Annotated in this window: 15 protein-coding genes; 8 read left to right on the plus strand and 7 right to left on the minus strand. The window is 68.5% G+C overall.

The window, feature by feature from the left end:
- Positions 1 to 21 precede the first annotated feature (21 nt).
- On the plus strand, positions 22 to 1,761 hold the full coding sequence (gene menD, locus LT965_RS00815) for a 2-succinyl-5-enolpyruvyl-6-hydroxy-3-cyclohexene-1-carboxylic-acid synthase (RefSeq protein WP_232702118.1): 1,740 nt from the start codon (positions 22 to 24) through the stop codon (positions 1,759 to 1,761).
- Between the two features lie 6 nt (positions 1,762 to 1,767).
- Here menD and LT965_RS00820 read toward each other — a convergent pair whose 3' ends face one another.
- Positions 1,768 to 2,400: a DUF7978 family protein gene (locus tag LT965_RS00820; RefSeq protein ID WP_232702119.1), complete on the minus strand. Its 633-nt coding sequence runs from the start codon at positions 2,398 to 2,400 to the stop codon at positions 1,768 to 1,770.
- A 95-nt stretch (positions 2,401 to 2,495) separates the two neighbouring features.
- Here LT965_RS00820 and LT965_RS00825 point away from each other — a divergent pair, with 95 nt between their 5' ends.
- Positions 2,496 to 3,410: a 1,4-dihydroxy-2-naphthoyl-CoA synthase gene (locus LT965_RS00825; RefSeq protein WP_232702120.1), complete on the plus strand. Its 915-nt coding sequence runs from the start codon at positions 2,496 to 2,498 to the stop codon at positions 3,408 to 3,410.
- 38 nt (positions 3,411 to 3,448) lie between these two features.
- On the opposite strand, the gene LT965_RS00830 is transcribed toward LT965_RS00825, so the two are convergent.
- Positions 3,449 to 4,645, minus strand: coding sequence for a sensor histidine kinase (locus LT965_RS00830; RefSeq protein WP_232702121.1), 1,197 nt, complete (start codon positions 4,643 to 4,645; stop codon positions 3,449 to 3,451).
- Positions 4,646 to 4,805: 160 nt separating this feature from the next.
- Here LT965_RS00830 and LT965_RS00835 point away from each other — a divergent pair, with 160 nt between their 5' ends.
- The 5 genes from LT965_RS00835 to LT965_RS00855 are packed head-to-tail and all read left to right on the plus strand — an operon-like array spanning position 4,806 to position 9,277.
- Positions 4,806 to 5,741, plus strand: a complete 936-nt coding sequence (locus LT965_RS00835) for a 1,4-dihydroxy-2-naphthoate polyprenyltransferase (RefSeq protein ID WP_232702122.1) — start codon at positions 4,806 to 4,808, stop codon at positions 5,739 to 5,741.
- Positions 5,738 to 6,730 (plus strand): mandelate racemase/muconate lactonizing enzyme family protein, encoded by a 993-nt coding sequence (locus tag LT965_RS00840; RefSeq protein ID WP_232702123.1) that lies wholly within the window; start codon positions 5,738 to 5,740, stop codon positions 6,728 to 6,730. The genes LT965_RS00835 and LT965_RS00840 overlap by 4 nt, the downstream gene beginning before the upstream one ends.
- Complete coding sequence (gene menE / locus LT965_RS00845) at positions 6,723 to 8,180, plus strand: o-succinylbenzoate--CoA ligase (protein ID WP_232702124.1); 1,458 nt, start codon at positions 6,723 to 6,725, stop codon at positions 8,178 to 8,180. Before LT965_RS00840 ends, menE begins: the two co-directional genes overlap by 8 nt.
- A 25-nt stretch (positions 8,181 to 8,205) precedes the next feature.
- Entirely contained in the window at positions 8,206 to 8,895 is a 690-nt protein-coding gene (locus LT965_RS00850) for an NRDE family protein (RefSeq protein ID WP_232702125.1), read from the plus strand.
- Between the two features lie 25 nt (positions 8,896 to 8,920).
- Positions 8,921 to 9,277: a helix-turn-helix transcriptional regulator gene (locus LT965_RS00855; protein ID WP_232702126.1), complete on the plus strand. Its 357-nt coding sequence runs from the start codon at positions 8,921 to 8,923 to the stop codon at positions 9,275 to 9,277.
- A gap of 120 nt (positions 9,278 to 9,397) precedes the next feature.
- Here the strand turns inward: LT965_RS00855 and LT965_RS00860 are convergent, their stop codons facing one another.
- Complete coding sequence (locus tag LT965_RS00860; RefSeq protein WP_232702127.1) at positions 9,398 to 10,744, minus strand: RNA-guided endonuclease InsQ/TnpB family protein; 1,347 nt, start codon at positions 10,742 to 10,744, stop codon at positions 9,398 to 9,400.
- Complete coding sequence (gene tnpA / locus LT965_RS00865) at positions 10,741 to 11,136, minus strand: IS200/IS605 family transposase (protein WP_232703602.1); 396 nt, start codon at positions 11,134 to 11,136, stop codon at positions 10,741 to 10,743. Before tnpA ends, LT965_RS00860 begins: the two co-directional genes overlap by 4 nt.
- A 188-nt stretch (positions 11,137 to 11,324) precedes the next feature.
- Here tnpA and LT965_RS00870 point away from each other — a divergent pair, with 188 nt between their 5' ends.
- Positions 11,325 to 12,563: an FAD-dependent oxidoreductase gene (locus LT965_RS00870; RefSeq protein WP_232702128.1), complete on the plus strand. Its 1,239-nt coding sequence runs from the start codon at positions 11,325 to 11,327 to the stop codon at positions 12,561 to 12,563.
- 6 nt (positions 12,564 to 12,569) lie between these two features.
- Here LT965_RS00870 and LT965_RS00875 read toward each other — a convergent pair whose 3' ends face one another.
- Genes LT965_RS00875 through LT965_RS00885 form a run of 3 tightly spaced genes read right to left on the minus strand, consistent with a single transcriptional unit; the run spans position 12,570 to position 14,246 of the window.
- On the minus strand, positions 12,570 to 12,863 hold the full coding sequence (locus LT965_RS00875; protein WP_232702129.1) for a DUF8048 family protein: 294 nt from the start codon (positions 12,861 to 12,863) through the stop codon (positions 12,570 to 12,572).
- Entirely contained in the window at positions 12,838 to 14,112 is a 1,275-nt protein-coding gene (locus LT965_RS00880; protein WP_232702130.1) for an RNA-guided endonuclease InsQ/TnpB family protein, read from the minus strand. Before LT965_RS00880 ends, LT965_RS00875 begins: the two co-directional genes overlap by 26 nt.
- Positions 14,109 to 14,246, minus strand: a complete 138-nt coding sequence (locus tag LT965_RS00885) for a plasmid partition protein ParG (protein ID WP_232702131.1) — start codon at positions 14,244 to 14,246, stop codon at positions 14,109 to 14,111. Before LT965_RS00885 ends, LT965_RS00880 begins: the two co-directional genes overlap by 4 nt.
- Positions 14,247 to 14,278 lie beyond the last annotated feature (32 nt).

Raw genomic sequence — 14,278 nt, forward strand, 5'->3', positions numbered from 1 at the left:
GACCGCGACGGAGGCCCCGCGATGACCGACCCGAACCGGAACGCGCTGTGGGCGCGCGCACTCGTCGAGGAACTCACACGGAGCGGCGTCGACGCCGCCTGCGTCTGTCCGGGCAGCCGGTCGACGCCGCTCACCGTCGCCCTGGCAGAGCACGACGACGTGCGCGTGTTCTCCCACCTCGACGAGCGCTCGGCGGCGTTCTTCGCCCTCGGCCGTGCGAAGCGCACCGGCCGCCCGACGCCCGTCGTCTCCACCTCCGGCACGGCCACCGCGAACTTCCACCCAGCCGTGATGGAGGCCACCCAGGCCCGCGTCCCGCTGCTGGTGCTCACCGCCGACAGACCCCCCGAACTCCGTGACTCGGGCGCGAACCAGACCGTCGACCAGCAGACGCTGTACGGCGACGCCGTCCGCCACTACCGCGACCTCCCGGAACCCGAGGCCGACGACCGGAAACTCCGTTCGCTGAGGACCGCGGTCTGTCGCGCCGTCGGCGAGACGACTGGCGCGAACCCCGGCCCCGTCCACCTCAACGTCCCGTTCCGCAAACCCCTCGAACCCGTCGAGGTGCCCGGCGACGTCCCCGAAAACTTCGCCGCCGACTTCCCCCTCGCCGCGGGTGGGCGGGACGACCCGTTCGTCGCCGTCGAACACGGCCGCGGGCTGCCCGACGACGGGACGCTCTCGGAACTCGCTGCGGCCGCCGAGTCCGCGGCGCGCGGTCTCGTCGTCGCCGGCCCGGACGACGGTGGCCTCGCCCCGGAGGCAGCCGCGGCGCTCGCCGACGCGACCGGCTTCCCGGTTCTCGCGGACCCGCTCTCGGGCCTCCGGTTCGGCGACCACGTCACGGACGCCCCGGTCGTCGGCGGCTACGACGGCTTCCTCGCGGGCGACGTTCCGGAGCCGGACTTCGTACTCCGCTTCGGAGCCTCTCCCACGTCGAAGCCACTCCGAAACTTCCTCCGGGACAGCGGCGCGCGACAGGTGCTCGTCGACCCCGCGGGCGGGTGGCGCGAGGCGACGTTCACGGCGACAGACCTCGTCGTCGCGGACCCGACCGAGACGGCTCGCGCGCTCGCCGGCCGGATCGAGACCGGTCGAGACGAGTGGACCGAGCGCGTCCTCGACGTCGAGTCCCGCTATTGGGCCGCCGTCGACGAGTTCGAAGCAGACGGCGTCATGGAGGGCGACGTGGTCGCGGCCGCGGCCGACGACGCGCCCGACCCGGCCACCGTCTTCGTCTCGAACAGCATGCCCGTCCGGGACTTCGACCGCTTCGCGCGGCCGCGAGCGGCGGACCTCACCGTGCTCGGGAACCGCGGCGCCTCGGGCATCGACGGCATCACGTCGTCGGCCCTCGGCGCCGGGAGCGCGACAGACGACCCGCTCGTCCTGCTCACGGGCGACCTGGCGTACTACCACGACTCGAACGGCCTGCTCGCGCTCGAACGCTGCGACGTGGACGCGACGATCGTCCTGCTCAACAACGACGGCGGCGGCATCTTCCACATGCTCCCCATCGAGGAGTTCGACCCACCGTTCACCGGCCAGTTCAGGACGCCACACGGCCTCGACTTCGCGCCCACTGGCGACAGCTACGACCTCGAGTTCGGCCGCGTCGAGACGCTCGCGGGGTTCCGCGACGCCTACCGGCGCTCCCTCGAATCGTCGGGGACGCAGGTCGTCGAGGTTCGCACGGACGCCGAACGCAGTCACCGCGAGCGCGAGCGCCTGCACGCCCGGGTCGCGGACCTTGTCTGATCCTGCTCACTCCCCGTGGACGTAGGCGCCGTAGAGCGCCGCGCCGACCGTGCCGAACGCGAGGGCGTACCCCGTGCAGTAGAGCGCCACCGTCACGAGATTCGGGCCGACCGTCACCGCCGCGAAGCCGACGCTCCGCGAGTACGACACCGCGGAGACGATTGTGACAGCAGTGACGCCGTAGCCCAGCGCGATTCGGATACCGGTGAGGAGGCTACTGGCGGGACGTTCGTCGGCGAACCGGGCAGCGAGCAGGAGCCCCGTGGCGAGCAGGACGGCTGGTGGAACGAGCACGAGCAGTGAGTCCCAGACTGGCGTCTCCTGGACGTCGACGCTGCGGCGCACGGTGCTGCCGAGCACCGACCCGTGGAACTCCAGTGGGACGTAGTGGCTGCCGTAGAAGAACCACCCGACCAGCTGGACGGAGTCCGGCTGGAGCCACTCGGCGACCCCCCGGAAGATGCCACCGGTGTCGGCGCCGAGGAGTGCAGCGACCTCGTCGACGACGGCGGCGGACTCCCGGACCTCGTCGTACTGGACGGCGAGCGTGGCGGCGTAGCCGACGCAGAAGGCGAGGACGCCGGCGAGCGCGCCTTCGGCGGTCGCCCGCCACTCCCGCCACAGCGCACCGTACTCCATACCGGTCGGTCCCCGGGCCGGCCCATAAGCGTGCGGGTCAGTTCTCGGGCGAGTGCTGTACAAACGCTTTTGCCCGCCGCCCGCGGACGCCCGGTATGGTTTCCGAGCTCTTCGACCCCGACCGCTGGGAGGCGGTCGACGACGTCGACTTCGAGGACGTGACGTACCACCGCGGGACGGACGTCGACGCCGTCCGCATCGCGTTCGACCGGCCAGCACTGCGCAACGCGTTCCGCCCGGGCACCGTCGACGAACTGTACGAGGCGCTCGACCACGCGAAACGCCAGGCTGACGTCGGCTGCGTCCTCCTCACGGGCAACGGCCCGAGTCCGAAGGACGGCGGCTGGGCGTTCTGCTCCGGTGGCGACCAGTCCGTCCGGGGCGACTCGGGCTACGAGTACCGCGGCGACGACCGGGCCGGCGACGAGGAGGACGCCGCGGTGCGCGAGGCGAAGGCGGGCCGCCTCCACATCCTCGAGGTCCAGCGCGCCATCCGGTTCATGCCCAAGCCCGTCGTCGCCGTCGTCCCCGGGTGGGCCGTCGGTGGCGGCCACTCCTTGCACGTCGTCTGTGACATGACCCTCGCCAGCAAGGAGCACGCGAAGTTCCTCCAGACGGACCCGGACGTCGCCTCATTCGACGCCGGCTTCGGCTCCGCCTACCTCGCCAAGCAGGTCGGCCAGAAGAAGGCCCGCGAGGTGTTCTTCCGCGGGAAGACCTACTCCGCCGAGGAGGCCGCCGACATGGGGATGGTCAACGAAGTCGTCCCGCACGACGACCTCGAGGACGTCGCCCTGGAGTGGGCCGACGAGATGACGAGCAAGTCCCCGACGGCGATGCGGATGCTGAAGTACGCGTTCAACATGGCCGACGACGGCCTAGTCGACCAGCAGGTGTTCGCGGGGGAGGCCACCCGACTCGGCTACATGACCGACGAAGCGAAAGAGGGGCGCGAGGCGTTCATGGAGGGCCGGGACCCCGACTTCTCGAAGTTCCCCTGGCACTACTGACCGGAGAGGGTGCAGTCCGCCGGACTCCAGTGCGTTCGTCAGTCGACGGGAGTTCCCAACGAGGAGACGGACTCGACGGGCGCACCCGCACCGTCGCTGGACGGCGACGCCCGCTGGAGCGCCACCCTGAACGTGCTGCCCGCCGGCCCCGTCTCCACCAGGTCGACGGACCCCCCGTACTGTTCGACGAGTTTGGCAGTGAGGTACGTCCCGAACCCGTGGTCGGCCGTCCGCTGTGACGGCCGGTCGAACAACCCTTCGACCTCGCCGTCCGGGACGCCGGAGCCGTTGTCCGCGATCTCGACGGTCACCCGCTCGCCGCCCGCGTCCACGGTGACGGACACCCGCGGCGGACTGCTGTCGTTGTGTTCGACGGCGTTCGCGAGCAGGTTACCGAACACACGCGGGAGCAGCGCGTCGGCCCGGACATACACCGAGTCGGGTACCGACATCTCGACTTCCACGGAGTCGTCGAGGTCCTCAAGTTTCGCCACCTCTTCGGCGAGCGTCTCCGAGAGGTCCACCGGCACGACCGGCGCGTCCGTCTCGGACGCGAGCAGCAGCACGCGGACGTCCTCGATGACGCCCGTTATCTCCTCGCTGCGGCGGAGTATCGTGTCGCCGTAGTCGTACTCGGGGGTCCCCTCGTCGTGTGCGTCCTTCAGCAGTGTCGCGTATCCCGAGACGACGTTCGTCGCGTTCAGCACCTCGTGGCGCAGGAGGCTGTTGAGGTAGTCGAGCAGGTCGCGCTGGGCCTCGAGGTGTTCGGCGCGGACCGCGCTCCGTTCGGCGTCCGTCGCGTTCTGGATGGCTCGCGCCTCGACGACGCCGATGAAGACGCCCAGCCCGGCGCCGAGCGCGACCGCCCAGCGGAGCCACGCGACGAACAGGAGCACCGAGGACACCGGGAGCACCGTCATCAGGGCGAGGTTCAGCAGGACGGCAGCCCCGGCCCCCGCGACGGTCCACCACCAGGCCCGCGCGAACCGCTCGGGCTGGAGTTCGCTGTGCGTGAGCCAGTGGCCGGCGTACGCGACGCCCGCGACGAACGGGGCGGCAGTGATGACCCCGACCAAAAACTCCCCGCTGAACACCAGCGAGGACTCCTTCGTCCAGTCTGCCAGCCCGAGCAGCCGGACGCCAACCTCGGCGACGAGGACGAGCGAGAGGCCGAGACTCGTCCCGAGCAGCCACGTTGGCACTCCGTGTCTGGACTGGAACGAGAAGGTGGCCATGACGTGCCACCAACGAACGTTCTCGTGTATAAAGGCTCACTTTGGTTGCGTATCCGACAGAGTCGGTCTATCCCGCGGTTCCGGACGTCGAGTGGTGGGTGGACCGGTGACCGCGCGTCGACCGCCACCGCTTTTGTACCGCTGTCCGTAGACCCGGACAATGAGCGAGACGGCCGACGTGACCCGACGGCAGGCGTGGCTGATGGCGGCACGCCCGCACACGCTGCCGGCGGCCGCCGCACCCGTCGTCGTCGGCACGGGGCTCGCGGTGCACGCGGGCCTGTTCGCGGCGCTGCCAGCGCTTTCCGCGCTCGTCGGCGCGGCGCTGATACAGGTCGGCACGAACTTCGCGAACGACTACTACGACGCCGTCCAGGGCGCGGACACCGACGAGAGAGAGGGATTCACGCGCGTCACCGCGGGCGGCCTCATCGACGCCGAGCGCGTGAAGTTCGCGATGTACGCGACGTTCGCGCTCGCCATCCTCGACGGCACCTACCTCGTCTACGTCGGCGGCCTCCCGATTCTCGTCGTCGGCCTCGCGAGCGTCGCCTCCGGCATCGCGTACACGGGCGGCCCCTACCCCCTGGGCTACCACGGCCTCGGCGACCTCTTCGTCTTCGTCTTCTTCGGCGTCGTCGCCGTCACCGGGACGTTCTACGTCCAGGCCGTCACCCACCTCGCCGAGCCGCTGACGACGACGATTCCGCCGGGGACCGTGACGACGGCGGCGCTGGTCGCCAGCCTCCCGGTGGCCGCGATCTCCACGGACATCCTCGTCGTGAACAACGTCCGCGACCGCGAGGAGGACGCGACGACCGGCAAACGCACGCTCGCGGTCCGCTTCGGCTACGCGTTCTCCCGCGTGCAGTTCGTCGCACTGCTCGTCCTCGCCTACGCCGCCCCCGTCTGGTTCTACGTCGAGGGGTACGGCGCGGCCGTCTTCCTCCCCGTTCTCTCGCTGCCCCTCGCCGTCTCGGTGACGCGCACCCTGCTCTCGCGGACCGACGGCGAGGCGCTGAACCCCGCGCTCTCCCGCACCGGCCAGCTACTCGCGCTGTACTCGGCGCTGTTCGCCGCCGGACTCGCACTATGATCCGGGCGTTCACCCTCCCGCTGGCGCGACCGCTGCCGACCGCGCGTGGCACCATCGAGACCCGCTCGGGGGTCCTGTTCGCCCGCGACGGCGGCGTCGGCGAGGCCACACCACTCCCCGGCTGGACGGAGTCCCTGGAGGACTGCGGGAGCGCGCTCCGCGCGGCCGACGCAGCCGACGACTGGGCGAGCGCACTCGCCGCCTGCGAGGACGCGCCCGCCGCCCGGCACGCCGTCTCGCTCGCGAAACTGGACGCCGAGGCGCGCAACGCGGACGTTCCGCTCGCCGCCCACCTCGCGGACGACCCGGCCGACTCGGTGGCCGTGAACGCGACCGTCGGCGACGCGAACGCACAGGACACCGCCGAGGCCGTCCGGAACGCCGCCGACGCGGGCTTCGACACGGTGAAGGTGAAGGTCGGCGCGCGCTCGCTCGACGAGGACGTCGAACGCCTGCGCGCCGCCCACGCGGTGACCGACGCCACCCTGCGCGCCGACGCGAACGGCGCGTGGTCCCGGGAGCGCGCCCGCGAAGCGTTCGAGCGACTGGAAGGACTCCACGTGGCGTACGTCGAGCAGCCGCTCTCTGCGGACGACCTGGAGGGCCACCGGGGCCTTGGCGACGACGGCGTCGGCGTCGCGCTCGACGAGGCGCTGGTCACCCACGAGTACGAGGCCGTCCTCGACGCAGCGGACTACGTCGTCCTGAAGCCGATGGTACTCGGGGGAGTGGACCGCGCCCGCGAGGCCGCACTCGAAGCCCGCGAGGCCGACGTCGAACCCGTCGTCACGACGACAGTCGACGCCGTCGTCGCGCGCACAGCAGCGCTCCACCTCGCCGCGAGCCTCCCGGACCTGCCGGCCTGCGGCCTCGCCACCGCCGACCGCCTCGCCGAGGACTTCGCCGCGGACCCCGCCCCGGTCGCCGAGGGCCGAATGGTGGTCCCGGACGCTCCGGGTCACGGCGTCGAGGTGTCGGTCGATGCGTGACGCGGTCGCGCTCCAGACGGCGAGCAACCCCGACGCGACCGCGCTCGTCGACACCGAGAGCGGGGCGTCCTGGACGTACGACGAACTCCACGACGCGGTCGAGACGACTGCGGGGCGACTCGCGGCGCTCGGCGTCGAATCGGGCGACCGCCTGGGCGTACTGATGGAGACGCGGCCCGCGTTCGCCAGACTGGCGTTCGCCTGCGCCCGTCTCGGCGCCGTCCTGGTCCCGCTGAACGCGCGCCTCGCCGTCCCGGAACTCCGGGCGCAGGTGCGGTCCGTGGAACCCGTCGCCATCGTCTGCGAGGCGGAGACGGCCGCCGACGCCCGAGAGCTGGACGCCCCGACCGTGAGCGTCGACGCTGGCGACCGCCCGGCACTCGCCGACAGCGACCCCGTGGACGTCAAGGCCGCCGACCTCGCGTGGAGCGATACCCGCGCGCTCCTGTTCACCTCGGGGACGACGGGGTCGCCGAAGGCGGTTCGGCTCACCTACGGGAACGTCGCCGCGAGCGCCGTCGCGTCGGCGTTCCGACTCGGCGTGCTCCCCGACGACCGGTGGCTCTGCCCGCTGTCGATGTACCACACGGGCGGTCTCTCGGTCGTCCTCCGGTCGGCGCTCTACGGCACGACCGCGGTCCTGACGCGCGGCTTCGACGCCGAGGACGTGCTCGCTGCGCTCGACGAGTACGACTGCACGGGCGTCTCGCTCGTCCCGACGATGCTCCAGCGCCTGCTCGACGCGGGCGCCATCTCGGACTCGCTACGGTTCGCGCTCGTCGGCGGCGCACCCACGCCCCCGGACCTCGTGGTGCGCGCACTCGACGCCGACGTCCCCGTCTGTCCCACGTACGGGATGACCGAGACGGCCTCGCAGGTGGCGACGCTCCGCCCGGAACAGGCCGCGGACCGGTCGGACAGCGTCGGGCGGCCACTGCTCGGAACCGACGTGACCGTCGTCGGCGACGACGGCGAACCCCTGTCTGCAGGCGAGGTAGGCGAACTCGTGGTGTCCGGTCCGACTGTCACCCCGGGCTACGTCGGCGACGACGGAAGAGAGTCGTTCTCTGAGTTCGGGCTGCGGACGGGCGACCGCGGGTACGTCGACGAGGACGGCTTCCTCCACGTCGGCGGGCGACGCGCCGACCAGATCGTCACCGGCGGGGAGAACGTCCACCCCGAGGAGGTCGCGGCCGTGCTGGAGTCCCATCCCGGCGTCGACGAGGTCGCCGTCGTCGGCGTCCCCGACGAGGAGTGGGGCGAACGCGTCGGCGCACTCGTCGTCTCCGCGAGCGACGTTACTGCCGCCACCCTCGACGAGTTCTCCGACGACCGGCTTGCGGGCTACAAGCGACCGCGGGTGGTGGCGTTCGCCGAGGAACTCCCACGGACGGCCTCCGGGACGGTCGACCGGGCGGCCGTCAGGGACGCGCTCGCCGACGAGAACTAAGTGCGGGCGGCCCCTACGAACCCGCGTGTGTACGCTGGCATTCGCGTGGCGCGAGTTCGATGACGCGCCACTGGTAGTCGCAGCGAACCGTGACGAGGCAGTCGGCCGACCGTCCACCCCGCCCGCCGTCCGCGGGCAGCACCCCAGGGTACTGATGCCCCGCGACGAGGAGGCCGGCGGGACCTGGATCGGCGTGAACGAACACCGCCTGTTCGTCGGCGTCACGAACCGGCCCGCGGACGTCGAGGGCGAGCGCTCGCGCGGCCTGCTCGTCACCGACGCGCTCGGCGCCGAGAGCGCGATTGACGCCCTCCAGCGCGTCGAACGAGAACTCGCCGAGCGCGACTACGCGGGGTTCAACCTCCTGCTCGCCGACGACGAGGACTGCGTACTGCTGGAGTGGGACGGCGTCCTGCGCACCCACCACCTCGACCCCGGCACGCACGCGGTCGTGAACCGGGGGTTCGACGACGCCACCGAGAAGTCCCGGACGGTGCGGGCCGCACTGTCGAACGAGGAGTCGCCGACTGCGTGGCACGACGCCGCCCGGACGACGATGCGCGACCACGACGCCGACGTCTGCATCCACCGCGACGGCTACGGCACGCGCTCGTCGTCGCTTCTCTGGATTTCGGCCGGCGGCGAGGTGGACTACGAGTTCGCGGACGGCCCGCCGTGCGAGAACGACTACCGACGCATCAACGGCCACCTTTAAACCGGTCGCGGTACGTATGACGCATATGAGCGCCGAAGCCACCGAGGCGGACCTCTCGGAGGACGAGCAGCATGGACTCGAACTCGTCCGGGAGACCCTCGGCATCCACCAGAGCGAGTTCTGGAAGGAACTCGACGTCTCCTCGCGGAAGGGCAGTCGCATCGCCTCGAAACTGGAGGAGAAGGGGCTCGTGGAGCGCGAGGAGAGCGTCCACGAGGGGAACACCACCTACCTCATCACGCCCGTCATCGACGAGCGGAACCTCGACTTCTCGCTTCTGATGGCCGGCGAGATGCTGTCGCCGTTCGTCGGCGAGGAGGAGGTCGACCCGCAGGGCGACGCCTTCTCGCAGTGGATCATGAGCCTCGCGTACGAGGACTGACCGCGAGTCGACCACGGCCGACGCCGTTTTGCCGTCCGCTTCCCACTCCTCAGCCATGCCGACAGCCTACTTGACATCCTCCCCGCGCTAAAGCGCGAGGATTCCACCGTGGGGATTGGGCTACGCCGATTCCCCGGCGGTAACTTGCGGGTGTGTATGCTCCTCGTTGAGACGGTGAGCGCGTGGTGACGCCGACCATCGGTGGTCGTCCCACTTGAGGCATACGAGCCGTGCCATCGGCCGTGGTACGTCTGCTTCGTGGCTTTGACGAGACAAGTTGTGTCTCGCTCGCCAATCAGAACTTTCTAAGTTCTGATGACGTCGGAGGAACGTCTCCGACGCGGTGAGATCCGCGTGGCCTTCGAAGCCACACGAACAGGTGAGCGTGTCCTGATGCCGAGTCGTGTCCTCCGTCGAACCGCACTGCGGACACGTCTGCGAGGTCCACGCTTCGGGGCGGACTTCGACGGTGATGCCGTACTCCTCGGCGGTACACGCGAGCCGGTCAAGGAACGCGCGGAACGCCCAGAAGTTGTGCGTCTTAGCGTTCGCCCGCACCGACCAGTGCGTTTCCAATACGTCGGTGAGGTCGCCAACGTACACCGTCGAAACGCCCTCTTCGTACAGGCGCTCGAAGAGGTCACGGGCGAGGGCGTCCATGGCGTGGTCGCGCCGTCGCGTCCGGCGGCGGTACAGCCGTCGAATCCGCTTCGAGGAGTACCGCTCCTCTTCGCGCTTGACTTTCGATTGGTGGTCCGCGATTCGGCGGGTTGTCTCGCGGAACAGCGCGAAGAGGTCGCGTCCTTCGTACAGGTACTGCTGGCCGGTCGTGGTCGTACAGGCGACGATGTTGTTTGCGCCAATATCCAGAGCAGCCGTTTCGTCGGCTACTGGTGAGTCCCGCCGAGAATCGTTCGTGGTGACAGGTTGAATAGCCCTGAATTGGTCGCTCAACTTATCGTAGTACAATTCGAGCCGGCCTTGATCGCCCGACCACTTCGGCTTCCCACGAACGTCGAGCGTGAGACGTTCGCGGTAGCCCATGTCGTACTCGTCCTTGAGGTCGCTGCCGGCCGTGATTTCGATGGTCGAACGGTCGCCCCAGCGGAGCGTGTACTGGTCGTTGCGGATGTACGTTCGCAACTCCCGTCCCTCTTCTTCGTTGCCCCAGTAGCCCGGAAGGCCGTTGGCTTCACCCTTCTCTTTCAGGGCGAAAAACGACCGCCACGCTTCGGTATTCTTGCGAATCACCTGTTGGGCCGTGGCGCTCCCGAGGACGCCGACGTACTGCTTGCGGTAGTCCTCGGTGTCCCACACAGACTTGTCGATGTCGGGGTCGGTGAAGTTCTGCCGACGCTCGTAGGTGAGTTGATTCCACAGCGAGGCAGAGGCGTCCAACAGTCGGCGAAGCAGTTCTTCGTCGGCGTCGGAGCGCGGGACGACGCTGAAGGAGTTGACGCGCCTCATGCGGTCCACTCCCCATTTTGTTTGTCCTTTTGCTCGCGGATGTACTGCTCGACAGCGTCTTTTGAGACGCTGCCGGCAGTCCCGACGTAGTACGAGCGGGTCCACTTGATGCGGTCGTCGGCCCGTTCATTGTACCACCGGGCGGAAATTCCCTTCACCCAGTTGACGATTAGGGAGGGGGCGTTCTTCGGCGGGCTGCCGATGTAGAGGTGGACGTGGTCGGGCATGATTTCGGCTTCAACCAGTTCGAGGTCTTTGTCGTCACAGATTTCCTCAAAAATAGAGTGAAGCCTGTCAGCAGTCGCACCCGTGAGACGCTGCTCCCAGTACTTTGGAATGAACACTATGTGGTAGTAGAGTTCGTAGACAGCGTGACGAGTGTTCTTCACTATGCGTGTATACCATGGTTAGCATGGATAGTAAGTGTCCCGGTCGAACCCCGGCCTTGCCATCGCCATTGGACTGTTTGGCCGGGCTTACTGCTCGACCTCGTCCTGAATGGCAGCTTGCGCTCGAATTTCACATCAGACCGCGTGAACGCTCTCGGTACGTCCAAGTGCTGCGGGTGGGAAGGTCCGCTGTGACTCATCAGACCGACGTCCTCGTCGTCGGCGGCGGGGCGACCGGGGCCGGCGTCGCTCGCGACCTGGCGATGCGCGGCGTGGACGTGACGCTCGTCGAGCGCGGCGGCCTGGGGAGCGGTACCTCCGGGCGCTCACACGGTTTGCTCCACAGCGGCGCGCGCTACGCCGACACCGACCCGGAGGGCGCCGCGGAGTGCATCGCGGAGAACCAGATCCTCCGCGACGTCGCCGGCGCCTGCGTCGACGCGACGGGCGGCTTCTTCGTGCAACTCCCCGACGACGATCCGGACTACTTCGAGGCGAAGGTCGCGGCCTGTCGGGACGCGGGCGTCCCCGTCGAGGTGATGGACGGCGAGGCGGCGCGCGCCGACGAACCCGGGCTCTCGGCGGACGCCGAGCGCGTGGCCGAGGTTCCGGACGGCGTCGTCTACCCCTCGAGGCTGGTCGCGGCGACCGCCGCCGACGCCCGCGAGCACGGTGCGAGCGTCCACACGCACGCACAGGTCCGTAGTCTCCTCGTCGACGACGGCCGCGTCGTCGGCGCGGACGTCGGGGGCGTCGGCAGGGTTGAGGCCGACCACGTCGTCAACGCGACGGGCGCGTGGGCCGACTCGCTGGCCGCCACGGCCGGCGTCGACCTCGAGGTCCACCCGACGAAGGGCGCGATGGTCGTCGTCGAGTACGACGGCCTCGACACCGTGTTGAACCGCTGTCGGCCCGCCGCCGACGGCGACATCGTCGTGCCGCACGCCGACCGCGTCGTCCTCGGCACGACCAGCGTCGAAGTCGGCGACCCCGACGAGTTCCCCGAAGACGAGGCGGAGGTCGAGCGCGTCCTCGCGGAGTGTGCCGAGATGCTACCGGACGTCGCCGACCACGCAGTCGAACGAGCGTACTGGGGTGTCCGCCCGCTGTACAGTCCGCAGTCCTACGGCGAGAACGCGCGTGCCATCTCCAGGGGGTTCTACCTGCTCGACCACGCCGACCGCGACGGCGTCGCCGGGTTCACCACCACCGTCGGGGGGAAGCTCACGACGTACCGGCTGATGGCCGAGGCCACCGCAGACCACGTGGCCGACCGTCTCGGCGTCGACGAACCGTGCCGGACGGCCGACGAACCGTGCCGGACGGCCGACGAACCGCTGGTCGGCCACGACGACCCGGACCGTCTCGACGAACTAGTCGCCGAGTTCGACGCCGCGAACCCCGCCGACGCGGACGTCGGCGGCGACTGATTCTGCTCAGACGCGACCGAGAACGAGCGTCACACGTTCCACGTCGTCGTCGGGCTCCTCGTCCTCCTCGTCGACCGACTCCGTCTCGTGTAGCATCGCGAGTGCGGGGCGGAGGTCATCCCTGACGCCCGCGCGGTTGCAGAGGTCCGCCCACACGCGTTCGGGGACGCGGAGCACCCACCGCGTGGGCGTCCGCTCTACGAGCGGGTTCTCGCGGAACGCCTGGCGCCACTCGTGAACCGCCTCGGGGCTTGACCTCGAGGCTTCCCGTGGTTTAGTCGGACACTCCCATCCGACCATCGGCCTGATAGCCTCGAACGGGCGGGTGGGTCACGGTCGGGGCGTCCACGGCCCCCGATGCCTGCCGTCGCACCTTCCTCATGGTGGGGAGGCTGTTGAGAGCAGGCACATTCCAATCGAGTTTCTTGACGCCTTTCACGGCGATATTGACGCTTGCACCACGGTCGCTGTGGTCTTGATGCTCGCAGGACTTGCACTTGAACCGCTTCTTATTGCGATTCGCCCGTTCCGTGTGTCCACACAGCGGACACCGTTGGCTCGTGTACTTAGGGTCAATCCACTCGGTCGGAATCCCCTCGAACGCGGCCTTGTACGACGTATAGAACTGAAGTGCACGGAACGGGAGGTGGTGCAGGCGTCGGTTCATCCGCGTACCGTAGTCGATACTGTCGCGCATCTCTTTGAGGTCCTCAAAGACGATGCACGGCTTCTCGAACTGACGGCTCCACTCCACTATGTGCCGGGACACCTTGTGGAGTCGGTCGCGGACGAACCGTTCCTCACGCCCTTCGAGCGTGTCGTGGATCCTGTCCTTTCCCGCGTTCTGGACGCGCTTGCGCATCGTGAAGTAGCGGTGGCGCTCGAACTTGATTTCGGGGAAATCGATGACCAAAGAGTCCTTGACACCACGCTCGGAGAGTGCGGTGAGGGCCACGTTGTCCTCGTTTACGTCTACACCGACGACCGTCCGCGAGTCATGCTTGTCTCGAACGGATTGCTTGGTGTTGGTGACGTTGACGTGTAACTCGGCGTTGTCGTTGTGGAACAGGGCCTCTGCCGTCCCAATCTTCCACTCATCACTCGTGAGTGCAGTCTTGAGAATGTCGAGGTGCGCGTGATCGCCTTCGAGGACGCCCGTGACGTGTTTGTACGGCTTCGCGCTGATGCGGAACGCCACGTCACCGTCGTCGGTGAGCGAAAGGTTGTAACCCTCCGTGTAGTTCGCTCGGAGCGGGTACGCGCCGCCTTTAGTGTGGCTCGGGGGTCCGAAGTCGTCGTACTCGTAGTAGTTCTCCATCGCACTGAGTGCTTTGGCGACGACGCGCTGAGTCGTGTTCTTCACGAGGTTAGCGTCATCAGCCACGCGGTCGGAAATGGCGTCCCAGTCCACGCCTTCCTTGGCGAGGCGGATGGTTTCGTTGTACACTCGGCGGGCCTCAAGCGTGGCATCGTAGAGTAGGCGCTCGTTGTCACTGTGAATGTCGAGTTGAAAATCCAGCGTCTTGATGAGTGCCTGTGCGGCGGTCATTCCTCGGGTTCGTTGAGCCAGTTGTTGACGAGTCCACGCACTACGTCGGACTTGGTTTCATCAACCTCGATGCACTTCTTCGAGAACTCCTTGTATACGTCCTCCTCGAAGTCCACGGACAACCGTTTCGTCATCTCACAGCCTTACTCAGATACTGAAATACTTA

Source organism: Halobacterium wangiae (assembly GCF_021249345.1).
In the GTDB taxonomy this organism is placed as follows: domain Archaea; phylum Halobacteriota; class Halobacteria; order Halobacteriales; family Halobacteriaceae; genus Halobacterium; species Halobacterium wangiae.